Source organism: Bacillus sp. 3G2, assembly GCF_044324725.1.
GTDB classification, from domain to species: domain Bacteria; phylum Bacillota; class Bacilli; order Bacillales; family Bacillaceae_G; genus Bacillus_A; species Bacillus_A mobilis.
This window is the reverse complement of record NZ_CP172246.1, coordinates 3,800,924-3,824,498: the sequence shown is the minus strand read 5'-3', so window position 1 is coordinate 3,824,498 and position 23,575 is coordinate 3,800,924. Positions and strand designations below refer to the sequence as shown.

20 protein-coding genes and 1 riboswitch are annotated in these 23,575 nt (G+C 35.1%); of the genes, 11 read left to right on the top strand and 9 right to left on the bottom strand.

Going from position 1 to position 23,575, the window contains the following annotated elements:
* Positions 1-54: 54 nt before the first annotated feature.
* On the bottom strand, positions 55-1,155 hold the full coding sequence (locus ACHZK0_RS19450) for an ABC transporter ATP-binding protein (RefSeq protein ID WP_262743224.1): 1,101 nt from the start codon (positions 1,153-1,155) through the stop codon (positions 55-57).
* Positions 1,156-1,417: 262 nt separating this feature from the next.
* Here ACHZK0_RS19450 and malL point away from each other — a divergent pair, with 262 nt between their 5' ends.
* Positions 1,418-3,094: an oligo-1,6-glucosidase gene (gene malL / locus ACHZK0_RS19445; RefSeq protein WP_262743225.1), complete on the top strand. Its 1,677-nt coding sequence runs from the start codon at positions 1,418-1,420 to the stop codon at positions 3,092-3,094.
* Positions 3,095-3,131: 37 nt separating this feature from the next.
* Here the strand turns inward: malL and ACHZK0_RS19440 are convergent, their stop codons facing one another.
* On the bottom strand, positions 3,132-4,892 hold the full coding sequence (locus tag ACHZK0_RS19440) for an alpha-glycosidase (protein ID WP_262743226.1): 1,761 nt from the start codon (positions 4,890-4,892) through the stop codon (positions 3,132-3,134).
* Between the two features lie 323 nt (positions 4,893-5,215).
* Between ACHZK0_RS19440 and ACHZK0_RS19435 the strand changes: the two genes are divergently transcribed.
* The 4 genes from ACHZK0_RS19435 (at position 5,216) to malR (ending at position 9,986) form a co-directional block, all read left to right on the top strand.
* The gene (locus tag ACHZK0_RS19435) at positions 5,216-6,475 is read left to right on the top strand and encodes an extracellular solute-binding protein (protein ID WP_061678308.1); all 1,260 of its coding nucleotides are present in this window, start codon (positions 5,216-5,218) and stop codon (positions 6,473-6,475) included.
* A gap of 64 nt (positions 6,476-6,539) precedes the next feature.
* Positions 6,540-7,838 carry a maltosaccharide ABC transporter permease MalC gene (gene malC, locus ACHZK0_RS19430; protein WP_061678307.1) on the top strand — a complete coding sequence of 433 codons (1,299 nt, stop codon included), beginning with the start codon at positions 6,540-6,542 and terminating at the stop codon, positions 7,836-7,838.
* The gene (gene malD / locus ACHZK0_RS19425; RefSeq protein ID WP_262743227.1) at positions 7,839-8,681 is read left to right on the top strand and encodes a maltosaccharide ABC transporter permease MalD; all 843 of its coding nucleotides are present in this window, start codon (positions 7,839-7,841) and stop codon (positions 8,679-8,681) included.
* 282 nt (positions 8,682-8,963) lie between these two features.
* Entirely contained in the window at positions 8,964-9,986 is a 1,023-nt protein-coding gene (malR, locus tag ACHZK0_RS19420; protein ID WP_061678306.1) for a maltose operon transcriptional repressor MalR, read from the top strand.
* 13 nt (positions 9,987-9,999) lie between these two features.
* Here malR and ACHZK0_RS19415 read toward each other — a convergent pair whose 3' ends face one another.
* Both ACHZK0_RS19415 and ACHZK0_RS19410 read right to left on the bottom strand, forming a co-directional pair.
* A complete protein-coding gene (locus ACHZK0_RS19415) occupies positions 10,000-11,163 on the bottom strand; it encodes an aminotransferase A (protein ID WP_262743228.1) in 1,164 nt (387 codons plus the stop codon).
* A gap of 123 nt (positions 11,164-11,286) precedes the next feature.
* Positions 11,287-11,487, bottom strand: coding sequence for a hypothetical protein (locus ACHZK0_RS19410; RefSeq protein ID WP_000929281.1), 201 nt, complete (start codon positions 11,485-11,487; stop codon positions 11,287-11,289).
* 309 nt (positions 11,488-11,796) lie between these two features.
* Between ACHZK0_RS19410 and kinB the strand changes: the two genes are divergently transcribed.
* Positions 11,797-13,071: a sporulation sensor histidine kinase KinB gene (kinB, locus tag ACHZK0_RS19405; RefSeq protein WP_270606045.1), complete on the top strand. Its 1,275-nt coding sequence runs from the start codon at positions 11,797-11,799 to the stop codon at positions 13,069-13,071.
* A gap of 53 nt (positions 13,072-13,124) precedes the next feature.
* On the opposite strand, the gene ACHZK0_RS19400 is transcribed toward kinB, so the two are convergent.
* Positions 13,125-13,874 (bottom strand): DUF3967 domain-containing protein, encoded by a 750-nt coding sequence (locus tag ACHZK0_RS19400; RefSeq protein WP_061678303.1) that lies wholly within the window; start codon positions 13,872-13,874, stop codon positions 13,125-13,127.
* A 237-nt stretch (positions 13,875-14,111) separates the two neighbouring features.
* Between ACHZK0_RS19400 and nucA the strand changes: the two genes are divergently transcribed.
* A complete protein-coding gene (gene nucA / locus ACHZK0_RS19395) occupies positions 14,112-14,546 on the top strand; it encodes a DNA-entry nuclease (protein ID WP_262743308.1) in 435 nt (144 codons plus the stop codon).
* A 36-nt stretch (positions 14,547-14,582) separates the two neighbouring features.
* Positions 14,583-14,972, top strand: a complete 390-nt coding sequence (gene comJ, locus ACHZK0_RS19390) for a competence protein ComJ (protein WP_071721316.1) — start codon at positions 14,583-14,585, stop codon at positions 14,970-14,972.
* 36 nt (positions 14,973-15,008) lie between these two features.
* On the opposite strand, the gene metE is transcribed toward comJ, so the two are convergent.
* Positions 15,009-17,297: a 5-methyltetrahydropteroyltriglutamate--homocysteine S-methyltransferase gene (gene metE / locus ACHZK0_RS19385; protein WP_262743309.1), complete on the bottom strand. Its 2,289-nt coding sequence runs from the start codon at positions 17,295-17,297 to the stop codon at positions 15,009-15,011.
* A gap of 127 nt (positions 17,298-17,424) precedes the next feature.
* A riboswitch (cobalamin riboswitch) is annotated at positions 17,425-17,613 on the bottom strand.
* A gap of 337 nt (positions 17,614-17,950) precedes the next feature.
* Here metE and ACHZK0_RS19380 point away from each other — a divergent pair.
* Positions 17,951-18,382, top strand: coding sequence for an NUDIX hydrolase (locus ACHZK0_RS19380; protein WP_270606043.1), 432 nt, complete (start codon positions 17,951-17,953; stop codon positions 18,380-18,382).
* Between the two features lie 186 nt (positions 18,383-18,568).
* Here ACHZK0_RS19380 and ACHZK0_RS19375 read toward each other — a convergent pair whose 3' ends face one another.
* Positions 18,569-19,126: a PadR family transcriptional regulator gene (locus tag ACHZK0_RS19375; protein WP_262743311.1), complete on the bottom strand. Its 558-nt coding sequence runs from the start codon at positions 19,124-19,126 to the stop codon at positions 18,569-18,571.
* A 90-nt stretch (positions 19,127-19,216) separates the two neighbouring features.
* Positions 19,217-20,758, bottom strand: a complete 1,542-nt coding sequence (locus ACHZK0_RS19370; RefSeq protein WP_262743312.1) for an MDR family MFS transporter — start codon at positions 20,756-20,758, stop codon at positions 19,217-19,219.
* Between the two features lie 421 nt (positions 20,759-21,179).
* Here ACHZK0_RS19370 and ACHZK0_RS19365 point away from each other — a divergent pair, with 421 nt between their 5' ends.
* Positions 21,180-21,680 carry a hypothetical protein gene (locus ACHZK0_RS19365; RefSeq protein WP_063260475.1) on the top strand — a complete coding sequence of 167 codons (501 nt, stop codon included), beginning with the start codon at positions 21,180-21,182 and terminating at the stop codon, positions 21,678-21,680.
* A gap of 460 nt (positions 21,681-22,140) precedes the next feature.
* A complete protein-coding gene (gene tnpB / locus ACHZK0_RS19360) occupies positions 22,141-23,268 on the top strand; it encodes an IS200/IS605 family element RNA-guided endonuclease TnpB (RefSeq protein WP_395760810.1) in 1,128 nt (375 codons plus the stop codon).
* Here tnpB and ACHZK0_RS19355 read toward each other — a convergent pair.
* Positions 23,246-23,509, bottom strand: a complete 264-nt coding sequence (locus tag ACHZK0_RS19355; protein WP_395760809.1) for a hypothetical protein — start codon at positions 23,507-23,509, stop codon at positions 23,246-23,248. The two genes, tnpB and ACHZK0_RS19355, sit on opposite strands and share 23 nt — an antisense overlap.
* Positions 23,510-23,575 lie beyond the last annotated feature (66 nt).

Sequence of the window (23,575 nt, the reverse complement as noted above, 5' to 3'; positions counted from 1 at the left end):
CCCTCAAAATATGTGGACGGTTTTTTTGTATGTTATATAGTAGAAAATTACTTTTTAACGAATACGTTGTTCAGTTTGGCTATCAAAGAAATGCGCTTTATTCATATCCAATGCTAGTTTAATTTCGTCACCAGGTGAAAATGTATGTCTTGCATCAACACGTGCTGCAAAATCTTGATCTCCAAGTTTCATATATAAAATAGATTCAGCACCTAGTAACTCAGCAACTTCGATTTTTGTTGTAAAGGCAGTAGATTGTGAAGCTTCTAAAAATAAGAGTTCATCATGAATGTCTTCAGGACGAATGCCTAAAACAACTTCCTTATTTACATAGCCTTGTTCACGTAACATCTTCATTTTTCCTTCAGATACTTTGACCTTTATTGTATTGTCTATAACGAAATCGTTTTCAGTTAATTTACCACGGAAGAAATTCATCGCTGGAGAGCCGATAAATCCACCAACGAAAATATTTTCAGGTGTTTCATATACTTCTTTTGGAGTTCCGATTTGTTGAATCTTTCCATCTTTCATAACAACAAGGCGTGAAGCCATTGTCATTGCTTCTGTTTGATCATGTGTTACGTAAATTGTTGTCGTTCCAAGACGGTGGTGTAATTTAGAAATTTCTGAGCGCATTGCAACACGTAATTTCGCGTCTAAGTTAGATAAAGGCTCATCCATTAAGAAAACTTTCGCGTCTCGAACAATTGCTCTACCTAACGCAACACGTTGACGTTGTCCACCAGATAACGCTTTCGGTTTTCTATCTAAATATTGTTCCAGTCCTAAAATTTTTGCTGCATCTTTCACACGACGATCGATTTCATCTTTTGGTATTTTTCTAAGTTTTAATCCAAATGCCATATTATCATACACACTCATATGTGGATATAGGGCATAGTTTTGGAAGACCATTGCGATATCGCGATCTTTTGGAGGGACATCATTCATTAGCTTACCATCAATTGAAAACTCTCCTTTTGAAATATCTTCAAGCCCAGCCACCATTCGTAATGTTGTAGATTTTCCGCATCCAGAAGGACCGACGAATACGATAAACTCTTTATCTTGAATGTGTAAATTGAAGTCTGTTACAGCTGTTACGTTATTATCATATATTTTATAAATGTTTTCTAATTTCAGTTCTGCCATGGTATTTCCCCCTAGAAATAATTATGCAAACGTTTTCTTTGAGTTCATTATAAACTAATAGATTTAAAAAATAAACAAAAAAATAAAACGTTTTCATTTATTAGAGGAATATGAGTAATTTTCATATGTTTTCTTAGAAAAATAAGAACAAAAGTTGTAAGCGCTATTTTAAATTAAGATAGAATCTGTTATCATTCATTAATGAAAACGTTTGCGCCTTAAAAAAGAGAAAATCGAATTATTAATGAAATGGGGTAGCATAATGGAAAAACAATGGTGGAAAGAAAGTGTAGTATATCAAATTTATCCTCGTAGCTTTATGGATAGTAACGGTGATGGTATTGGGGATCTTCGTGGTATTATTTCAAAGCTAGATTACTTAAAAGAATTAGGGATTGATGTCATTTGGTTATCGCCAGTCTATGAATCTCCAAATGATGATAATGGTTATGATATAAGTGATTATTGTAAAATTATGAATGAGTTCGGAACGATGGAAGATTGGGATGAGCTACTACATGAAATGCATGAACGTAATATGAAACTTATGATGGACTTAGTTGTTAACCATACTTCTGATGAACATAATTGGTTTATTGAATCACGTAAATCAAAAGATAATAAATATAGAGATTACTATATATGGCGTCCTGGAAAAGAAGGAAAAGAGCCGAACAACTGGGGAGCAGCTTTTAGTGGATCAGCATGGAAGTATGATGAAATGACAGATGAATATTATTTACATCTGTTTTCTAAAAAACAGCCGGATTTAAATTGGGATAATGAAAAGGTAAGACAAGATGTTTATGAAATGATGAAGTTTTGGTTAGAAAAAGGAATTGATGGCTTCCGTATGGATGTTATTAATTTTATTTCTAAAGAAGAGGGCTTACCAGCTGTTGAAACAGAAGAAGAGGGATATGTTTCAGGTCATAAGCATTTTATGAACGGTCCAAACATTCATAAATATTTACATGAAATGAATGAAGAAGTATTGTCTCATTATGATATTATGACGGTTGGTGAAATGCCTGGTGTAACGACAGAAGAGGCGAAAATGTATACTGGGGAAGAACGAAAAGAACTGCAGATGGTATTCCAATTTGAACATATGGATTTAGATTCAGGAGAAGGCGGGAAATGGGATGTAAAACCATGTTCACTCCTTACTTTAAAAGAGAATTTAACGAAATGGCAAAAAGCATTAGAGTATACTGGATGGAATAGCCTGTATTGGAATAACCATGATCAGCCTCGCGTTGTATCTCGTTTTGGTAATGATGAAATGTATCGCATTGAATCTGCGAAAATGTTAGCGACGGTGCTTCATATGATGAAAGGAACACCGTATATTTATCAAGGAGAAGAAATCGGAATGACAAACGTTCGATTTGAATCGATTGATGAATATCGAGATATTGAAACATTAAATATGTATAAGGAAAAAGTGATAGAGCGCGGTGAAGATATAGATAAAGTGATGCAGTCTATTTATATAAAAGGCCGAGATAATGCTAGAACACCGATGCAGTGGGACGATCGGAATCATGCTGGATTCACAACAGGTGAGCCTTGGATTTCGGTAAACCCTAACTATAAAGAAATCAATGTGAAACAAGCGATCCAAAATAAAGATTCAATTTATTATTACTATAAAAAATTAATTGAGTTACGTAAAAATAATGAGATTATTGTGTATGGATCATATGATTTAATATTAGAGAATAACCCTTCTATTTTTGCATACGTAAGAACATATGGAGAAGAAAAACTTCTTGTCATTGCAAACTTTACGGCGGAAGAATGTGTATTTGAATTGCCTGAGGACATTAAGTATAGTGAAGCAGAGTTGTTGATACACAATTACGACGTAGAGAATGGATCGATAGATAACATGACATTACGTCCGTATGAAGCGATGGTATTTAAATTGAAATAAGAAAAATCCTTATACCACTTGGTATAAGGATTTTTTATTACCATTTTAAGATTGAGAACCCATATGGAGGAAGTGTAACTTGTAATACACTTGCTTCCGCTGAAAATTCTTCGTTTGTATAAATGTTAATAATTTTCTTTCCAGTAACATGGAGAGGGAGTGAAGCTGTAACATCACTATTAGTCGGATTTAAAACGAAAAAGATAGTTTCATCTTCATATGTTTTCGTATAAGAAATATAATTATGTTCATCATTTGCTTCGATGAATTGGAAAGTACCATGTCCTCCAAATGCTGTATATTGCTTTCGTAATGAAATTAATGTTTGTACATGTGTAAATAATAGATGATCTTGTTCTTTTGTATCCCAAATCATACATTTGCGGCAAGCTGGATCCATACCGCCGTCCATACCAATTTCGTCTCCATAATAAATACAAGGAGAGCCGATGAAAGAAAGATGGAATACATAAAGTAATTTTAATTTATTTTTATCTCCGTTACATGTTGTCAATATTCTTGGTGTATCATGGCTGTCTAATAAATGAAATGCTGCTTCATTTACGTTCATAGAGTAGGAATGTAGAGATTCTGTAATTTGTTTCATAAATTCATTTGCTTTAATGGAATCGTTAGCAAAGTAAGACAGTAGAGCGTTTGTAACAGGATAGCTCATTACAGCATCAAATTGATCTCCTTGTAGCCATGGAAGTGCATCGTGCCAAATCTCTCCTAAAATATATACTTCAGGATTTAATGTTTTTATCTCACTTCGGAATTCTCTCCAAAAGCTGTGGTCGACTTCATTTGCTACATCAAGGCGCCAACCGTCTATATTGAATTCTCTTACCCAGTAACGCCCAACTTCAAGTAAGTATTCTTTTACATCTGGGTGTGCTGTATTTAATTTAGGCATATACGGTGTAAACGCGAAAGTATCATAATTCGGAAGTGGCTCAGTTCTAATTGGAAATTCATGAATATGGAACCACTCTTTATAAGCAGACTTCTCGCCGTTTTCTAGTACGTCTTGGAATTTATCGAAAAAGTATCCACTATGATTAAACACGGCATCGAGCATTACTTTTATACCGTGTGTATGACATGCCTGAACGAGTTCTTTGAACGTTTCTTTCGTCCCGAATTGCGGATCGATTTCCATATAGTCAATTGTGTCATATTTATGGTTTGAATGTGCTTTGAAAATAGGTGTAAAATATATTCCTGAAATTCCAAGCTTCACAAGGTAATCAAGGTTTTGAATAATACCAGCAAAATCTCCGCCGAAAAAATTAGTTGGAGTTGGCTCAGCGCTGTCCCAAGGAAGAGTGTTTTCTGGATTTAGTGCACGATCACCATTCGCGAACCGTTCTGGGAAAATTTGATACCAAACGGTGTCTTTAATCCAAGAAGGTGCTTTGAATACATCATTTGCATGAATAAATGGAAAACAGAAAAAGTTACCAACGTCATCATTTGGAATGGTAGAGAAAAATCCGCGTTCTGCATAAATAAGCGTTTCTGTATCATTTTTTAATTCGAATCCATAACGTAAGCGCTTAAATTTCGGTTCGATAGAAATGGACCAATAATCAAACAATGCGGTAGAACCAGTTTTTTTCATCGGTGTATTTGATGTAATCCATTTCCCGTCTTTCCAGTCATAAGGATCACCGTAAATAAGAGTGGCGCTTTGAACATCGTCTCTTTGAGTACGTATTCGGATGTGAATCGTTTTTTCATCGTAAGCGTATGCGTAATTATCTTTTGGCCTATGATAAATGGCTTCTTTAAGCATATAGAAAATCCCCCTTTAATATCTCCATACATATTGTTCCCTTAAATATAATAATAAAGTATATGTTGCAAACGATTGCTTTTTGCATAGCTTTAATATTGCTTATAAGAGTAGTATTCATTTCATATAAAGTCAATGTATAAGGAGTGTAGTAATAATATTTTTAAATTAATATTTGCAAAATGAATAAAAGAATGTATAATGATAGACAAATAGCGCAAACGTTTTCATAGATTGAGATAGTGTTTGCGCTTCTATTAAACCATTCAATGCAAACGTTTTCAATTAGTAGGGTACATATACAACTTAGGGAGGTTTTTGGGATGAAGAAAGCATTATCATTATTAACGATTTCAGCATTATCAATTGGTATGTTATCTGCATGTGGACCGAAAGATTCAGGGAAGAAAGAAGAAAGTAAAGCAAAGAAAGATTACGATCTTCTCGTTTGGGAAGATGATAAAAAAGGTGTTGCTTTAGAACCAGCAGTGAAAAGCTTTGAGGAAAAATATAAAGTAAAAGTAAAAGTTGTTGAAATGCAAATGACAGATCAAGTGAAGAAGTTACGCCTTGATGGACCAGCGGGGACTGGACCAGATGTTGTAACATTGCCACATGATCAAATCGGAAACGCAGTAACAGAAGGTTTACTTTCAGAAGTGAAAGCTGATGATGCTGTAAAGAGTAAATTTACTGATTCATCAATAGCAGCACAGACATATAACGGGAAATTATATGGTTTACCAAAAGCAATTGAGACACCAATCTTTATTTACAATAAAAAATTAATGCCAAAAGCACCAGAAACGATGGACGAGCTGTTTAACTTCTCGAAAGAATTTACGAAGGATGGCAAGTACGGATTTTTAACACTAGGAGATAACTTCTACTTTGCTAATGCATTCATGGCAGGTATGGGTGGCTATGTGTTTGGTGAAAAAGATGGAAAGCCAAATGCAAGTGATGTTGGATTAAATAATAGCGGAGCAGTACAAGGTGCGGAATACCTTCAAAAATGGTACAAAGAAAAGTTATTCCCGAAAGGTATTATCGGTGAATCTGGTGGACCTGCTGCTGATGGACTATTTAACGAAGGAAAAGCAGCATCTATCATGAACGGACCTTGGGCGTTCCAAGCAATGGAAAAGAACGGAATTGATTATGGTGTTGCTCCAATGCCAAAATTACCAAATGGTCAACCAATGAAAACATTTGTTGGGGTTAAAGGATGGCATGTAACAAGTTTCTCTAAACAAAATGATTTAGCTACAAAGTTCACTGAATGGGTAACGAATGAAGAAAACGCAAAAATTCGATTTGAGAAAACAAAAGAAATTCCTCCAGTAAAATCAGTAATGGAAGATCCAATTATTAAAGATAATGAAGCTGCAAAAGCAGTTGCAACGCAATCTGAAAATGGAATTCCAATGCCAAACATTCCGGAAATGCAAGAAGTATGGAAACCAGCTGGAGATGCGCTTCAATTAGTTGTTACGGAGAAAGAGGCACCAAAAGCAGCACTTGATAATGCAGTGAAGCTAATTAAAGGTAATATTGAGGCAAATCATAGTAAGCAAAAATAAGGTGAAATTCGTGCCTCTAATATGAGAGGCACGAATTCTCTCCCAGAAAAAAGGGGGAAGGAACATGCAAACATTGGAACCAGCAAACGGCTTAAACGGTTCAAAACATAGGAAAATGGCAACCATGTTATCAATCATTCCAGGAATGGGCCAAATGTATAATAAACAATTTGTAAAAGGTCTTATTTTTCTAGTATTAACAGGTTCATTTATTGTAGCATTTGCTGATTTATTAAATATGGGATTATGGGGAATTGTAACGCTTGGTACAGAAGTTCCACGTGACCATTCTGTCTTTCTATTAGTAGAAGGAATCTTGGCACTCATTGTCATCGCGTTTGGACTCGGAATATATGCATTTAATTTATATGATGCATACCAAAACGGGAAGAAACGTGATATAGGAACTCCATTAAACTCTGTAAAAGAGCAATACCGTAATTTACTAGATCAAGGTTTTCCGTATTTAATGGTTTCACCAGGTTTTCTATTACTTATCTTTGTAGTTGTATTTCCAATCATTTTCGTAATTTTAATTGGATTTACGAATTATGATTTATACCACTCTCCTCCAGCTAAATTAGTAGATTGGGTGGGCTTCAAAAACTTTATTGATATCTTTACATTACCTATGTGGAGAGAGACATTTTTAAGCGTATTTTCTTGGACTGTCATTTGGACATTCGTTGCAACGACATTACAAGTTGCGCTTGGTATTTTCTTAGCGATTATCGTAAATCAGCCTGGTATTAAAGGGAAGGCAATTATTCGAACAATCTTCATTTTACCGTGGGCGGTCCCAGCATTCGTATCTATTCTTGTTTTCTCTGGTATGTTTAATGAAACATTTGGAGCGATTAACAATCAAGTATTGGCGTTATTCGGAATCGAAAAGATTGCTTGGATGACAGATCCGTTTTGGGCGAAGATTGCTTTAATTATGATTCAAACGTGGCTTGGATTCCCGTTCGTCTTTGCAATGACAACAGGTATACTGCAATCGATTCCAGGGGAGTTATATGAAGCTGCTACAGTAGATGGAGCTACAGCTTGGCAACAGTTTCGTAAAATTACATTGCCACTTGTTCTATATGCAACAGCACCAATATTAATTACGCAATATACGTTTAACTTTAATAACTTTAGTATCATCTATCTATTTAACGGCGGAGGTCCTGCTGTAGCTGGACAAGACGCAGGTGGAACGGATATTTTAATTTCATGGATTTATAAGTTAACGATGACTTCAGCGCAGTACGGGAAAGCAGCAGCTCTTACAATGATATTATCGTTAATCGTTATTACAGTTGCGTTATGGCAATTTAAGAGAACAAAATCATTCCAAGAAGAGGATATGATGTAAATGAATATTAAAAGACAAAAGATGTTACGTCTCTCATTAAGTTATTTCGTTATTTTCGTAATGTGTGCCATCATTTTCTATCCGTTATTATGGATTATTGGCTCATCGTTTAATCCAGGTGATAGTTTATCTGGATCAAGTATTATTCCACAAAATGCAACGTTAGATCATTATCGTAAGTTATTAGATTTAGAGAATAGTAATTATTTACTCTGGTATAAAAACACATTAAAAGTAAGTGTTATAACGATGATTTTCTCAGTGTTAGCAATTAGTTTTACTGCTTATGCATTTTCAAGATACCGTTTTGTTGGAAGAAAAAATGGTTTATTAACATTTTTAATTCTGCAAATGATTCCAAACTTTGCAGCGCTAATCGCTCTATACGTATTAGCACAGTTAACAGGGTTAATCGATACGCACATTGCATTAATTTTAATTTATGTAGGCGGGGCAATTCCAATGAATACATGGCTTATGAAAGGATATTTTGATACGATTCCGAAAGAATTGGATGAGTCAGCTCGTATGGATGGGGCAGGACATTTCCGTATTTTTTGGCAAATCATTATGCCACTTGCAAAGCCAATCGTAGCGGTTGTGGCGTTATTTACTTTCATCGGTCCATTTACAGATTTCATTTTAGCGAGTGTTATTTTGCGCACACCAGAAAATTATACGTTAGCAGTTGGCTTATATGAAATGGTAGCGAAGAAATTTGGTAATGAATTTACAACGTTCGCAGCGGGTTCAGTATTGATTGCAATCCCAATTTCAATTTTATTCCTATCACTACAAAAATACTTTATCTCTGGTTTAACTGCTGGAGGTACGAAAGGATGAAAAATGGGACGTTACGTCCCATTTTTCTTTTCATCGCCCTATAAAAAATTTTATAGGGCGATGAAAAGAGATTTGACATCACATATGAAAAGAAGTGAAATAAATAGTATATTATAGTATAGGAAAAAAGAGCTATATCCCTTACAATACATGGAGAGGGAGAATATGATAGGTTTTACAAGATAGACTCAATAAAAGTTAATGACTTCTCCTATTACTTGCAACGGGTGCAAGATAAAAATATATATAAAATGGCAGAGAAGTGAGAGGAGGGGGATTTTTATGACAGTTACAATTAAAGATGTGGCGAAGAAGGCTAATGTAGCACCATCTACCGTTTCTCGTGTAATTGCTGATAATCCAAGTATAAGTGAAAAAACAAAGCGTCGTGTTCGGAAAGTAATGAGTGAACTAGGGTATCATCCCAATTTAAACGCAAGAAATCTAGCTAACCAAACAACGAAAACACTTGGACTTGTTATGCCAAGTTCTGCAAGTAAAGCTTTTCAAAATCCGTTTTTCCCAGAAGTTATAAGAGGGATTAGTTCATTTGCACATGTGGAAGGATATGCGCTTTATATGTCGACAGGTGAAACGGAAGATGAAATTTTTAATGGTGTTGTAAAGATGGTACAGGGACGTCAAATTGGTGGCATTATTCTTTTATATTCAAGAGAGAATGATCGAATTATTCAATATTTGCATGAACAAAATTTCCCGTTTGTTTTAATTGGGAAACCATATGATCGCAAAGATGAAATTACATATGTAGATAATGACAATTATACAGCTGCAAGAGAAGTAGCAGAATATTTGATTTCATTAGGTCATAAACAAATCGCGTTTATCGGCGGTGGATCAGATTTACTTGTAACGAGAGATCGTTTGGCTGGTATGAGTGATGCTTTAAAATTAGCAGACATTGTATTACCAAAAGAGTATATTTTACATTTTGATTTTTCAAGGGAAAGTGGTCAACAAGCCGTTGAGGAGTTAATGGGGCTGAAGCAACCACCGACAGCAATTGTGGCAACGGATGATTTAATTGGACTTGGTGTGTTAAGTGCGCTTTCTAAAAAAGGATTCGTTGTACCGAAGGATGTTTCTATTGTAAGCTTTAATAATGCTTTATTATCAGAAATTGCGAGTCCGCCACTTTCGACAGTTGATGTGAATATATATCAACTAGGGTATGAGGCAGCAAAAGCTTTAGTGGATAAAGTAGAGAATGCGGAGTCTACTGCAAAGTGTATTATTATTCCTCATAAATTACTGAAGCGCCAAACTTGCGATCATTATGCATAAAAAAGCTAAGAGTTTAACTCTTAGCTTTTTGTTGTAGAAAGGCCTCTAATCGATCACAGCCTTCTTTTAAAGTTTCAATACTATACGCATAGGACAAGCGAAGATACCCTTCACCATATTCAGAAAATGCTGTCCCAGGAACGACAGCTAATCCAGCTTCTTTTACAAGATCAAGTGCAAAATCAAATGATGAAGATGTTAAATGTCCAACATATGGGAATAAGTAAAATGCACCTGTTGGCTTTTCAACTGTTAAGCCCATTTGAATGAGTCTATTATATACGTAATCACGGCGCTTTTTGTATTGATGACGCATCATTTTTGGTGCATCTTTAGCAGCTGTTAACGCTTCAATTGCAGCGTACTGAGCGATTGAAGTAGCGCACGTTACGTTGTACTGATGAACTTTTAGTATATGTCCTGCTAAATAGCTTGGTGCGAATAATAGACCGATACGCCAGCCAGTCATAGAATGAGATTTTGATAAACCATTAATGACGATAGTTTTTTCACGCATTTCTGGGAAATGGGCGATAGACGTATGCTTTTGTTCATATACAAGTTCGCTATAAATTTCATCAGAAAGGACGAAAACATTTTTATCTTTTAAAACATCTACAATATCTTGTAGTTCTTCTTTTGATAAAGTTACACCAGTTGGATTAGAAGGATACGGCAAAACGACGCATCTTGTTTTTTCTGTAATAGCATTCTCTAGTGCTTCGGCTGTTAAACGGAAGCCAGTTTCACGAACATCGATAAAAATAGGTGTTGCGCCGCATAATCGAATAATTGGTTCGTATCCTGGATAAATAGGCGCAGGTAAAATAACTTCTGTTCCTGGCTCTAAAATTGTTCGGAATGCTACATCAATAGCTTCACTGGCACCGATTGTAACGATGGTTTCGTTTTCAGGTGAATACTGTAAATCGTAGTTATCTTTTACAAAGTTACAAGCTGCCTTGCGTAATTCTAATAAACCAGCGTTATGTGTATAGCTCGTGTAATTTTCTGTAATAGCCCGTTTTGCCGCTTCTTTTACGAGAGAAGGTGTAGGGAAATCGGGTTGTCCAATTGTTAAAGAGATAAGATTATCATAGTTTTGAATCATGTTAGAGAATTGACGGATTCCAGAAATTTGGATGTCCTTTACTCTAGGATTAATGAATTGTTCCATTGTATCTCCCTTTCTTCCGTTTGAAAATTAAGTTCATTTTAACATATTTTCTATGATTTCGCTTGCGTATATGTTATGTAGAAAGAGAGAGAGAATAGAAAAAAAGCCGCTATAAGCGACTTTTTAATATCCGTACTCCCAATCTATTTCATCTTCATTCCATAGTACAGAGGATACTTTGCCAAGGTGAACAACTGATTCATTCACAGCACATGTGCAATTTTCATCTCCTGTTTTATGCTGTAACTCTTCATATACTGATTTTTCAACATTTTCTAGAACGACCAAATTTTCTTCTTTTAAAACAAGCGTAGTACCCGCCATATTTATCTTCCTCCTACTAAAATAATGATCACTTATTTGTAAACATAGATAGTATGGATTATATGCTGTATTTTGCTATAGTTGTCCGTCTCATGAAGTATTTTTTATTTTCTTTGTAATCCGTATTCATTGTATACTGCCCGGCAGAAATTTGGTACAGGGTTTACATTCATTTCGAAAATCTGTAACAATTATTATGTGTTGTTAACAAAGAATTAACAAATATGTTAAGAAAAATCAAAATTTTAAAACAAATAAAGCCGTAAAATGATATAATCATATCAAAATACATATAGGGGATGAGAGGCTATGGAGCTTATCCGTGATTTAATGATCCAAATTGCCATCATTATTTTGCCACTATTTTTATATGAAGCGATTCGCCTAAATCGTTATCAAGAAATGCCTCCGAAGCCGAACCGCTACTTTATTATGTTTCTATCTAGCGTTACACTCGTTCTCTCCATGACATACTCTATTTGTTTTGGTGACATTTGTGGGTATAACTTTCACCCAATCCCGATTGTTAGTGGTTTTTTATATGGTGGGATTGTTGGTTTAATCCCGGCCGTTATTTTTGTTTCATATGAATGGGCACTAAAAGGAATGAACCTTCTTCCAGTCATAGAAGTAATATTTCTATTAATCGTTCCATTATTTTTATCAAAGAAATGGTCTCTATTTTCAAGAGATAAGAAGCTAATTTTAGCATTTATGATTTCATCACTGTACGTACTTGTTTCTCTAGTGATTGGCATGATTACTGTTCTGTTAGAAACGGGGTTTACACCATATATTTCGCACATATATAGCGGATATATATTTGCTTCGCTTATTATGGTTATGACAATGGTATTTCAGGTGTACTTAACAGAATATTTAAATGAAAATGCAATACTGCGTACGGAGATGCAAAAGTCAGAAAAGCTTAATATTGTAAGTGAGTTGGCAGCAAGTGTTGCACATGAGGTTCGAAATCCGCTCACTGTTGTTCGTGGCTTTATTCAATTGCTAGAGAGTACGGAAGATGTGAAGAATAAGGATTATATGCGTCTCGTATTAGCAGAATTGGACCGGGCAGAACAAATTATTTCAGATTATTTAAATTTAGCAAGGCCACAAATTGAGAAAAAAGAACACATTTGCTTATCAGCTCAATTGATAGAAATGACAACTCTGATGTCATCATTTGCAGCGATGCAAGGTGTATATTTGCAAGTTGAGATTTCTGAAAGTCTTTATACGATCGGTGATAAGACGAAATTGAAGCAAGCTATTATGAATGTTGTTAAAAATGGTATTGAAGCAATTCAAGGAAATAAAGGATATTTAAAAGTAACGGCTATGCAAAAAGATGAAACGATTGTAATAAGAGTTAAAGATAGTGGTGTTGGAATGACGAAAGAACAGTTAGCAAGGCTAGGACAACCATATTATTCTTTAAAAGAAAAAGGAACAGGATTAGGGCTTATGGTAACATTTAGTATTTTACAAGCGCATAATGGTACGCTGGAATATAAAAGCGAAAGTGGGAAAGGGACTGAAGCGATTATTATATTGCCAGCTGTACGAAATAAGGAATAAAAGTTACCGTTGGAAGGTAACTTTTTATTTTATATAGGAAAAAATATATGATATTATTCAGTTGTTTTTTCTTGTTTTGTTCGGCTAAATAAACTTCTAAATGATTGGAAAAAGCTTTGTTCTTTTGAAGCTGCAACTAATCGTTTTGTTTCTTGAATTTCACGAATTACTTGCATAAGCTGTGCATCGCGGTTGCTGTCTTTATTATAAATTTGATTTACGAGTTTATTCATTTTTTCTTCTTGCTTAGATTCTCGTTTATACATATGATTCATTAATAAGTCCATCTTTTCTTTTTGCAGGGCATCTGTTTGAGCGGCATGATCTACTAACTCTTGTAGCATTTTTTCTTGAGAGCCTTCTTTTACATAGACTTGTTGCATCAATTCATCTAGCTTTTCATCTTTTAAACGATTTTGGGTAATAAGGGTAGAATTTTGATGAATAATTGCTTCATTTAATTGAGCGAGCATTTCAAGCTTTAACATGAACTCCTCAAAGTTACGCCCATCTTCTTTTTCTTTCGGTTGTATTTCTTGCGTATCTTGAATAACTGGTACAGGTGGGGCCTCTTTTTCTTTTAAAATAAGGGGTATCGTTTCTGAAATGTCTTCTTGCAATGTTGCAGCTCTTTCATGTATGGATTTCAATAGTTTTAAATCGTCCAATTTATAAATACGAGCATCAGCTGTTTTGGAAATCATATAACCATGTTCCTCTAGCAGTTGACTATATTTACGGACTATATGTTTTGGGATGCCTGTTTTATTCGTGACATCTTTCGTTTTATAGGTAGCTTCCATAATATTTCCTCCCCAAAAAGTATCGTATATATCATTTCAATCTTTTACGAGGACTTCCTTTGAAAAAGAATGTCGGAAGGTTATTAGTTTTCTACAGCATTAGTGAAAAGATGAAGAAAAAATGAGAGTTTTTGGCGGAATGACGAAGAAGAGCTAAAATAATGTCTGAAAACATATACAGGAGAAGTTTGTTATAATAACTGAGGAAAAGAAACTGGTAGAATCATGGAGGTATACATGAAGCAATTAAAAGGTATTATCATTTCAATTATTGCAATTCTTTCTATTGTAGTAGCGGTTTATGAAGTACTTGTTCCAGAGGAGACAAGTATCCAAAAAACAAATGCGTATGATCAAGTTCTAGAATTTCCGAAAGAGCGATATCCAGAGACAGGGAAACATATTACGGATGCTATAAAAGAAGGACATTCAGAAGTTTGTACAATCGACCGTGGCGGTGCTGCGGATAGAAGAAAATTATCGTTAGCTCCATACCCATCAAAAAAAGGGTATGATCGTGATGAATGGCCAATGGCGATGTGTAAAGAAGGCGGAAAAGGAGCACATATTGAATATATAAGTCCGGCAGATAACCGCGGGGCAGGGTCTTGGGTAGGAAATAAGTTAGATAAATACCCAGATGGTACGCGTGTGAAATTTGACGTAAAGTAGTAGTTACATATTTCATAATGAAGGAGAAGGGGAACGATGGAGTTAACAATTTCGTATTCGCAATTAATGTTGATGAACTATGACGGTGAGCAGCCGTACGTTGACTGGACAGATGAAGATTTTGAAAGAGGTTATGCGAAGGCGGATGGAACTGTTATTTTTGAAGCACTCTCTGATTATACTTGTGAAGTAAAAGTGACCCAAGGGAAACATATTGAAAAAGAAGAAGTGATTAGAACGGTTACAGTTCCTTTCACAGTTGAAAATGAATGTATCGTTGTAACAAGTATTCTTTCAAATAAATTTCAAATCCCTATTCCAAATGGTGAGTATACAGTTGTATTACAAGCAACTCCTCTTGAAGAACCAACGGATGATGAATTATATAAAATACAATACGAATTCTTTTTTGAAAGTAAAGAATAAAAAATGGGTTATCCTCAAAAGGATAACCCATTTTTGTTATGCGTTTGTTTTTAGTAGGGAACGAGCATCTTTTGCTGCTTGCACCATGTGTTCTAAAGCTGGAATAACTTCTTCTGTTCTTCTCGTTTTTAAACCACAATCAGGATTAATCCAGAAATATTTAGGATCGCATACTTCTAAAGATTGTTCTACGATTTTATACATTTCATCTTTACTCGGTACACGTGGGCTATGAATATCATATACACCCAGACCGATGCCTTTTTCATATGTTGTATGTTTTAATGTATCAATAAATTCACCGTGACTTCTTGAAGTTTCGATAGAAATCACATCTGCATCTAATGCACGAATTGCGTCAACAATATCTTCGAAGTTACTGTAACACATATGAGTATGAATTTGTGTTTCATTTGCTACAGAAGAAGTTGCTAAAAGGAAGGATTGTACTGCCCATGTAATATAAGCGTCCCAATCTTTTTCTTTTAGCGGCATTCCTTCACGAAGTGCTGGCTCATCGACTTGGATTACTCGAATTCCGGAAGACTCAAGTAATTCGATTTCGTGACGAAGAGCTAATGCAATTTGATACGAAACTTCTTTTCTTGGAATGTCATTTCGAACGAAGGACCAATTTAAAATTGTAACAGGTCCAGTTAACATTCCTTTTACAACTTTCTCTGTTAAGCTTTGTGCATAAACAGTTTCCTTAATAGTCATTCCGTTAATAAAGGCTACATCACCATAAATAACAGGTGGTTTTACGCAACGGGAACCGTATGATTGTACCCAACCGTTTTTAGTGAATGAGAAACCAGCAAGACGCTCACCGAAATATTCGACCATGTCAGTTCTTTCAAATTCACCATGTACAAGGACATCAAGACCAATTTCTTCTTGGTAACGAATCCATTTTTCTGTCTCTTTTTCAATAAATTGTTCATATTGTTCATTTGAAATAACACCGTTACGCCATTCTTTTCGCGTTTGACGAACTTCAGTTGTTTGCGGGAAGCTACCGATAGTCGTTGTTGGTAACAATGGTAACTCCAGGGCAACTTGTTGTAATTCGTAGCGCTTTTCAAATGGAAGAGGACGTGAAAAATCTTCTTCTTTTAGTGCTGTACGTGCTGCTTTCACATCTTCTCGGTTACGTGCAGCAGACGAACGAATTGTATGATGTACATTTCGGTATGTTTCCAGCTCATTACTAATGCTTTCTGTACCTTGAGTCAGAGCGGAATGAATAAGAACTAACTCTTCTAATTTTTGATTTGCAAATGCTAACGCATCAAATAGCTCAGTCGATAAGTGAGTTTCTTCTGTTTTATCGATTGGTGTATGCAATAAGCTACAAGAAGGCTGAACGATGAAATCTTTCGTTTGGACTTGTTTTTGTAACGTTGTAAATAACGTAAGAACTTCATCAAGGTCAGCTCTCCAGATGTTACGGCCATCTATACAACCGACAGCTAAAGTTTTATCAGCTGGGAATCCGTATTTTGAAATAGCATTTAGATTACCTTCTTTACCATGAACGAAATCTAATCCAATACCAGAGACAGGGAATGTAATAATTTCTTCATAGTTTTCTTCTACACTATCAAAATATGTTTGTAAAAGAAGAGTCGCATTTGGAACATCTTTACGAATAGCTTCATAAATTTCTTTTGCTTGTTGCACTTCTTCTTTCGTTAAAGAAGCGAAAATCGGTTCATCAATTTGAATGACTTGTGCACCAGCTGCATGTAGTTCTGAAAGCAGTTGTACGTATGGTGCAACTAATTGTTTTAAAATAGTAGCGAATTGTTCTTGTGTATAACCTTTAGCTAATTTCAGGAAAGTATATGGTCCTAAAATAACAGGCTTTCCATCTACTCCTAATTCTTGTTTTGCCTCTTCGTATAAGCGAAGTGGACGATTATCTTTTAAAGAGATTTGTAATCCCTCTTCATATTCAGGAACGATATAATGATAGTTTGTGTTAAACCATTTTGTCATTTCTGAAGCTACGTGATCTTTAGAGCCACGCGCCATTGCGAAATATACATCAAGGTAAGATGTAAACTCAGAAAAACGTGATGGGATAAATCCTAGCATATAAGCAGTATCCAAAACGTGATCATAATATGTAAAGTCGCCAACTGGAATGAGTTCAATCCCTTTTTCTTGCTGTACTTTAACGTGTTGAAGGCGAATTTCTTTCATCGTTGTTAAAAATTGTTTTTCATCGATTTTATTGGACCAAAAAGCTTCCAATGTTTTTTTCCACTCTCGTTGTAGTCCGATACGTGGATAACCTAAATTACTTGTTTGAATTGCCATTTCAAATTCCTCCCTAATTGAAAGTAAGCATTTCCGTTTACTAGGAAATACCTATAACAAAAAGTATAAAGGCATAGAAAATAAGCCTTCCTTTTTGTTTTAACACCTCATCATCATCCGTGAATCTATCAGTGTTGTTAAAACAGGCAGGTCTCCTGACTTATGCTTCATATAATTTCTTTCACCTTCCCGTTTTCACAGTGGCACTAAAAAGAAATCTCAGCATTTACAGTGGCGGGACCGTGTTGGATTTTCACCAATCTTCCCTTTTAAACACGAAACGAAATTTTCGTGTACCTATTTTCCTTTTGAAAGGAATTTAACAAGCGATATGATATTGAAACAAATTCTAACACAATTTTTGGAATTTTGTCTACTGTTTTAAAATAAGAAAATTCTAAAGTTTTTTATTTTTATTATTCGGATTCTTCTGTTTTTTCAGGCGAAGGGAAATGAAATGAAGAGCGATTAAGCATACAAAGAAGTATGTACTTGTATAGAGATAAGATGCTAGTTATGTTATTTAACAATTTGTCCGTATTCTGGAAGAAGGGAGGGAATTGGATGGCTCATTTTGAAATAGTAAGTTATCACAAGAAAGAACAAGGCTTCAAAGGTACATATACTAAGTTTATAGAAATGGGGAATTTCAATTGGAACAAAGTACACAAAATATTTATTCACCGCCAAAACATATAGTTTCAGCAGCCACAATTGTAATGAATGAAAAAAATGAAATCCTATTAATTAAAGGACCTAGAAGAGGATGGGAAATGCCAGGTGGACAAGTTGAAGAAGGAGAGTCTTTGAAAGATGCTGCAATAAGGGAAACGAAAGAGGAATCGGGTATTGATATTGAAGTTTTAAAATTTTGTGGAGTATTTCAAAATGTGAACCATTCAATATGTAACACATTGTTTTTAGCTAGACCAGTTGGAGGTAAATTAACGACTACACCAGAAAGTTTGGAAGTAGGGTTTTATCCTATTGAGCAGGCGTTAGAGATGGTGAATTTTATGAATTTCAGACAAAGAATTGAATATAGCTTGGATGAAAATCGACAACCTTTTTATATAGAGTTTTAAGAAATAATCTTCCATTATGGGACTATGGTGATGAAGAAATCCTTGTTATATTTTTGAGCGCAGTGAAGTATCTTATAACCAAAATTAAACAAGCATAATCCGTCCTAAATTAGAACGGGGCTATGCTTGTTTTAGATTATAAAATGAAATAACTTTATTATCTTTTACAGTTTCTTCTTTATAACCTCAACCTTCATTTTTATCAATTTCTGAAAGGCGTCCTGCAACTGCATCTGTAAGGAGGGTATTTAACCATTGTAATTCAACTGTAATATGTTCAATAACGCTTTGTAAAATATATAGTTGTGCACGTGGAATTTGTCCTTTGCTACAATCATAAATAGTTTGCATTTTATGTAAATATTGAATGGTATCATTTTTCTTTTTTTCTAAAATCGGAACTAACTCTTGGTCATCACCAAAATGAGCGAAAGAGAGTGCCGAATAAATTGGTTTATATATTTGATTTTTTGCTTCGAATTGTTTTAATAGTAACTTGTGAAATAATTGTTTACCTTCTTCTGTTATATGAAAGATTGTTTTATCTGGTCTATTCGTATCTCGAACAATAGTTGTAATACTAATTGCACCTTGCTTTTCTAATTGCTCGAAGGCGTAATAAAGTGATCCTTTTGCATATTTAATATAACAATCCATTTGTCTTTCTTTCATGATGTGTTGCACTTCATATGGATGTTTATCCCCTTCGAGTAGCAAACCGAGAATGACTAATTTCATGCTCATGCTATCTCAACTCCTATAAATAAAAACTTTATACATATTATAAACGGCATACCCTTTTTCATAAAGGGTATGCCGTTTCTTTTTTCTATACTAACTTACTTGCTTTTGTTTTTGTTTCGTTTTTGGACCTGTAAAGAGGCGTTCATTTCCCATAAGTAAAATACAAATAATACTTAGTACAGCGGGGATAAGTGCCCAGAAGAATGTGCTGGCAATAGATGTTGCTAGAGCCTCTTTAATACCAGTTAATATTTCAGCTGGAATTTTCTCGGTAGCACCTTGTGATAATAAGAAACTTGTGTCTCCACCTTTTGGAGCTAATTTTGCTAGTTCAGGAGGGAATACAGTGTTTAGTTTATCCGTAAAAGTATGATTTTGAATGGTACCAAAAATCGTTACACCAAGAGTCATACCGAGTGAACGGAAGAATGAGTTTGTTGATGTAGCAGAACCACGGTCTCGCATTTCTAACTTGTGGATAGAAGACATACTTAAAACTGAGAACGAGAAACCAACTCCAAGTCCAGTGAGAACCATAAATAGCGTTACAAGTAGACGAGGTGTATCCATTGTTAACGTGCTTAGTAAATAAATACCAATTACGAAGAAAACACCAGATACCATCATGATGTTACGATAACTTGTTCGAGAAGCTAACTGTCCACCTGTTTGACTTCCAATTACAGAGCCAACCATCATAGGTGTTAAAATTAACCCAGCATTTGAGGCCGAACCGCCAAGAACACCTTGAACGAAGATTGGGATATAAACTGTACAGATAATAAAAGCGGCACCATAGAAAAAGGCAACGCCTTGGCTAGCTGCGAATAAAGGCCTTTTAAATAGATGGAAAGAAATGATAGGTTCAGTTGCTTTTCGTTCTACGAAGAAGAAAATAATAAGCATAATAACTACTGTTGTAAATAAACCGATAATTACAGTGGAATTCCATGCATATTCTTTACCGCCAAGTTCTAAGGCAAACATTAAGCACACGATACTAATAACAAGTGTAATAGCGCCGGCCCAATCGATTTTTTGTTTTCTAAATTCTAGAGATTCACTGTAGTATTTAGTAATGAAGAAGAAGGAGATAAGTCCTAATGGAATATTAATATAGAAGACCCAATGCCAACTTATATAGTCTGTAATATAAGCACCTAATAGAGGACCGAATACACTAGATGTCCCGAAAACCGCACCGAATAGCCCTGTCATTTTTCCGCGCTTTTCTGGTGGGAATATATCGTACATAATTGTGAATGCGATAGGCATAAGAGCACCGCCACCGATTCCTTGAATTGCTCTATAAATACTTAGTTGCTCAATACTAGATGCTGTTCCGCAAAGTGCAGAACCGAATAAGAAAAGAATAAGACCACCAATATAAAATCGTTTCCGTCCGTACATATCAGAAAGTTTTCCGAAGATAGGCATCCCTGCCATTGTTGCTACCATATATGCAGACGTGACCCAAACGAACTTGTCAAATCCTCCTAGGTCCCCAACAATCGTTGCCATTGCTGTTGCAACGATTGTATTATCCATTGCCGCCATTAAAATACCAAGTAATAAACCTGCAACAACAAATTTTGTATTGTTGGAGTCTTTTTTTGATAATTGAGATTCCAAATATAACCCTCCTTTAATAATAAGTAAACTATATGAAGTTTTGAGTGCAGCGCATAAAAATGTAAAGTATAGTTCTTTCAAATCAATTTACACAAGTGCACAAGCCATAAAGAATATTATAGTCAAATTTGACTAAAAGGCAAACTTTTTCTTCCGTCAAAATATTCTGTTGTATGGACTGTGAAAGAGTGAGTAATACTTAATATTGGTATAAAGTCAATGAAGGAAATTGTAAAAAAATATTTCAGTAAGAATACCATCTGTGAACAGAGGAAAAATGGTTTTTTCTTTACATTGTCGAATAGGATAAAAGGAAGAGTAATAACTATATATCGTTTGTAACAAGCTTTATTAATATGGTGTAGAGAGGCAGAATAAGGTCGTATGGATATGATGCATCTGAAATGGGGTGAATATTATTATGAAAATATGGAAACGAATTTCGGATCAAGGAAGGCGTTCAATACCGCTACAACCAGTGTTATGGATTGATGGCTCAAAAAAGGAAAACGAATGTCCTAATGTAGCAGTTACATTGCAAATCCGTAGTATGTATAAAGAAAAATTTTCATATGAACTGACCTATGATGTAAATGACATACTTATTATTCGAATGGAAGTTGAAAATAAAGGAATGGAAATGATTTCACGAGTTGTAGTAAGTCATATGATTCGAGATTATTTTGCCTATATTCCAAACTCATTAAAGGCTGATAAGGGGATGAGTGAGTTCCTGTTTCAGCTTGTAAGATGGCGGATTGATAATTTGTTACCGAATGAGAAGGTAGAACTAATTTGTAAAATAAAAGCAAATAAAGATAAAGCACTTAAAAACGCATTATTTCAGGCTACATATACATTTCAATATAAAGGAGTATCATATGGTCCACTGCAAACAAATGAAGTTGTAGTGCGGCAATGAAAAAAAGGAACCTGTACGAAAGGTTCCTTTTTTTAATGGAGGTTGTGTTTTTTGAGTACTTTTTTTTGCTCGATTCCTTTTTTTCCTACATAATTATTTTTATCATTTCCCGACAGAAAACTCCCACCTCAAGGGATGGGTAGGACATGTTCCAATGAGTAGGTGGGAGCTGAATGACGGTTAGGCAACAGCCTAAAGGTTTTTCTTGGTGAAGAATCAGTATAAGGTACCGGTATCGTAATCAGTTCGTTCCTATAGAAAGAAAATGTTATAGCTCAGAGGAATTTTTACATCTACTAAATTGTTTCATTTGTATTTTTTTGAAAGGGACAGAGGACTTTCGACAAAAAAGAAGAAATAATACGTGATTAGTATTATTTGGTTATATCATGATATCGTTCTCATGCATATCGTGAAAAAGATTGTAAACAAATAAAAAAAGGAAGTGAGGTGAAAAGCGGTGCTTATCCATAAAGCGTATCAGTTTCGGATCTATCCTAGTTTAGAACAAAAAATAGCTATTACGAAAACAATTGGTTGTTCACGATTTGTATTTAACTACTTTTTGGAAAAGTGGAATGATAGATATAAAGAAACAGGAAAAGGGTTATCCTATGGTACTTGTTCTTCGCAATTACCTACTCTCAAAAAAGAATTTGTATGGCTAAAAGAAGTGGACAGTATCGCTCTTCAATCTTCTCTTCACAACCTAGCTGACTCGTATGCAAGATTCTTCAAAAAACAAAACAAAGCACCTCGGTTTAAATCGAAAAACAATAAAGTCCAATCCTATACAACGAAACATACAAATGGAAACATTGCGATTATAGATAATAAATTGAAGTTACCGAGACTTGGTCTTGTCAAATTTGTCAAAAGTCGTGAGATAGAAGGACGAATTTTGAGTGCTACTGTCAGAAGGAATCCAAGTGGAAAATATTTTGTCTCGATTCTTGCTGAAGCAGAAGTACAAGAATTGCCGAAGACCGATTCCGCTGTTGGTATAGATGTTGGTGTGAAAAACTTTGCTATTCTTTCAACGGGTGAGGTATTCGGTAATCCAAAATGGTCTCGGGTATTAGAAAAGAAACTCGCTCATGCCCAGCGTATTCTATCTAGACGTACAAAAGGCGGAGCGAATTGGAATAAACAGCGAATGAAAGTCGCTAGTATTCATGAACGAATCAAAAATGCAAGAACAGATTACTTGCAAAAACTCTCTACAAGGATCATCAAAAACCACGATGTGATTGGGATAGAAGATTTGCAAGTATCGAATATGTTACAGAATCACAAACTAGCGAAAGCGATTCAAGAAGTATCGTGGTCACAATTCAAAGCGATGTTGTTGTATAAGGCATGCTGGTATGGGAAACAAGTGATTGTGGTGTCAAAAACATTCGCTAGTTCCCAAACTTGTTCGTATTGCGACTACAAAAATAAAGATGTGAAAAGCCTGAACCTGCGTGAATGGAAGTGTCCTTCTTGTGGTATGTACCATGATAGAGATGTGAATGCAGCGGAAAATCTGAGAAAAGAGGCCATAAGGCTCCTAACCGTAGGGATTACGGGGATTGCCTACTCATAAAACTGAGGGATACCTTAGTGTTCGTAGGAATCCCCCACATCAAACAGTTCGTTAGAGTGTTAAGTGGGGGTAGTTCAAAACCACAATATAGGATAAAAAGAAAGGAAGCAACATTTACAATAGCGTCTATTTGATCGTTGGTAATAAAGTTCACTCCGAAAGAATTAAACAGTAATTTTAATGATAATAGAAAGCCTGCTAGTAAACGTATAATATCTGATAGATTTTCTTTTTGTAGCATACAAATCACCTCTTCCTAAAAACGATATATAGTATATATATGAAATGGAATAGAAATGGTAGACAA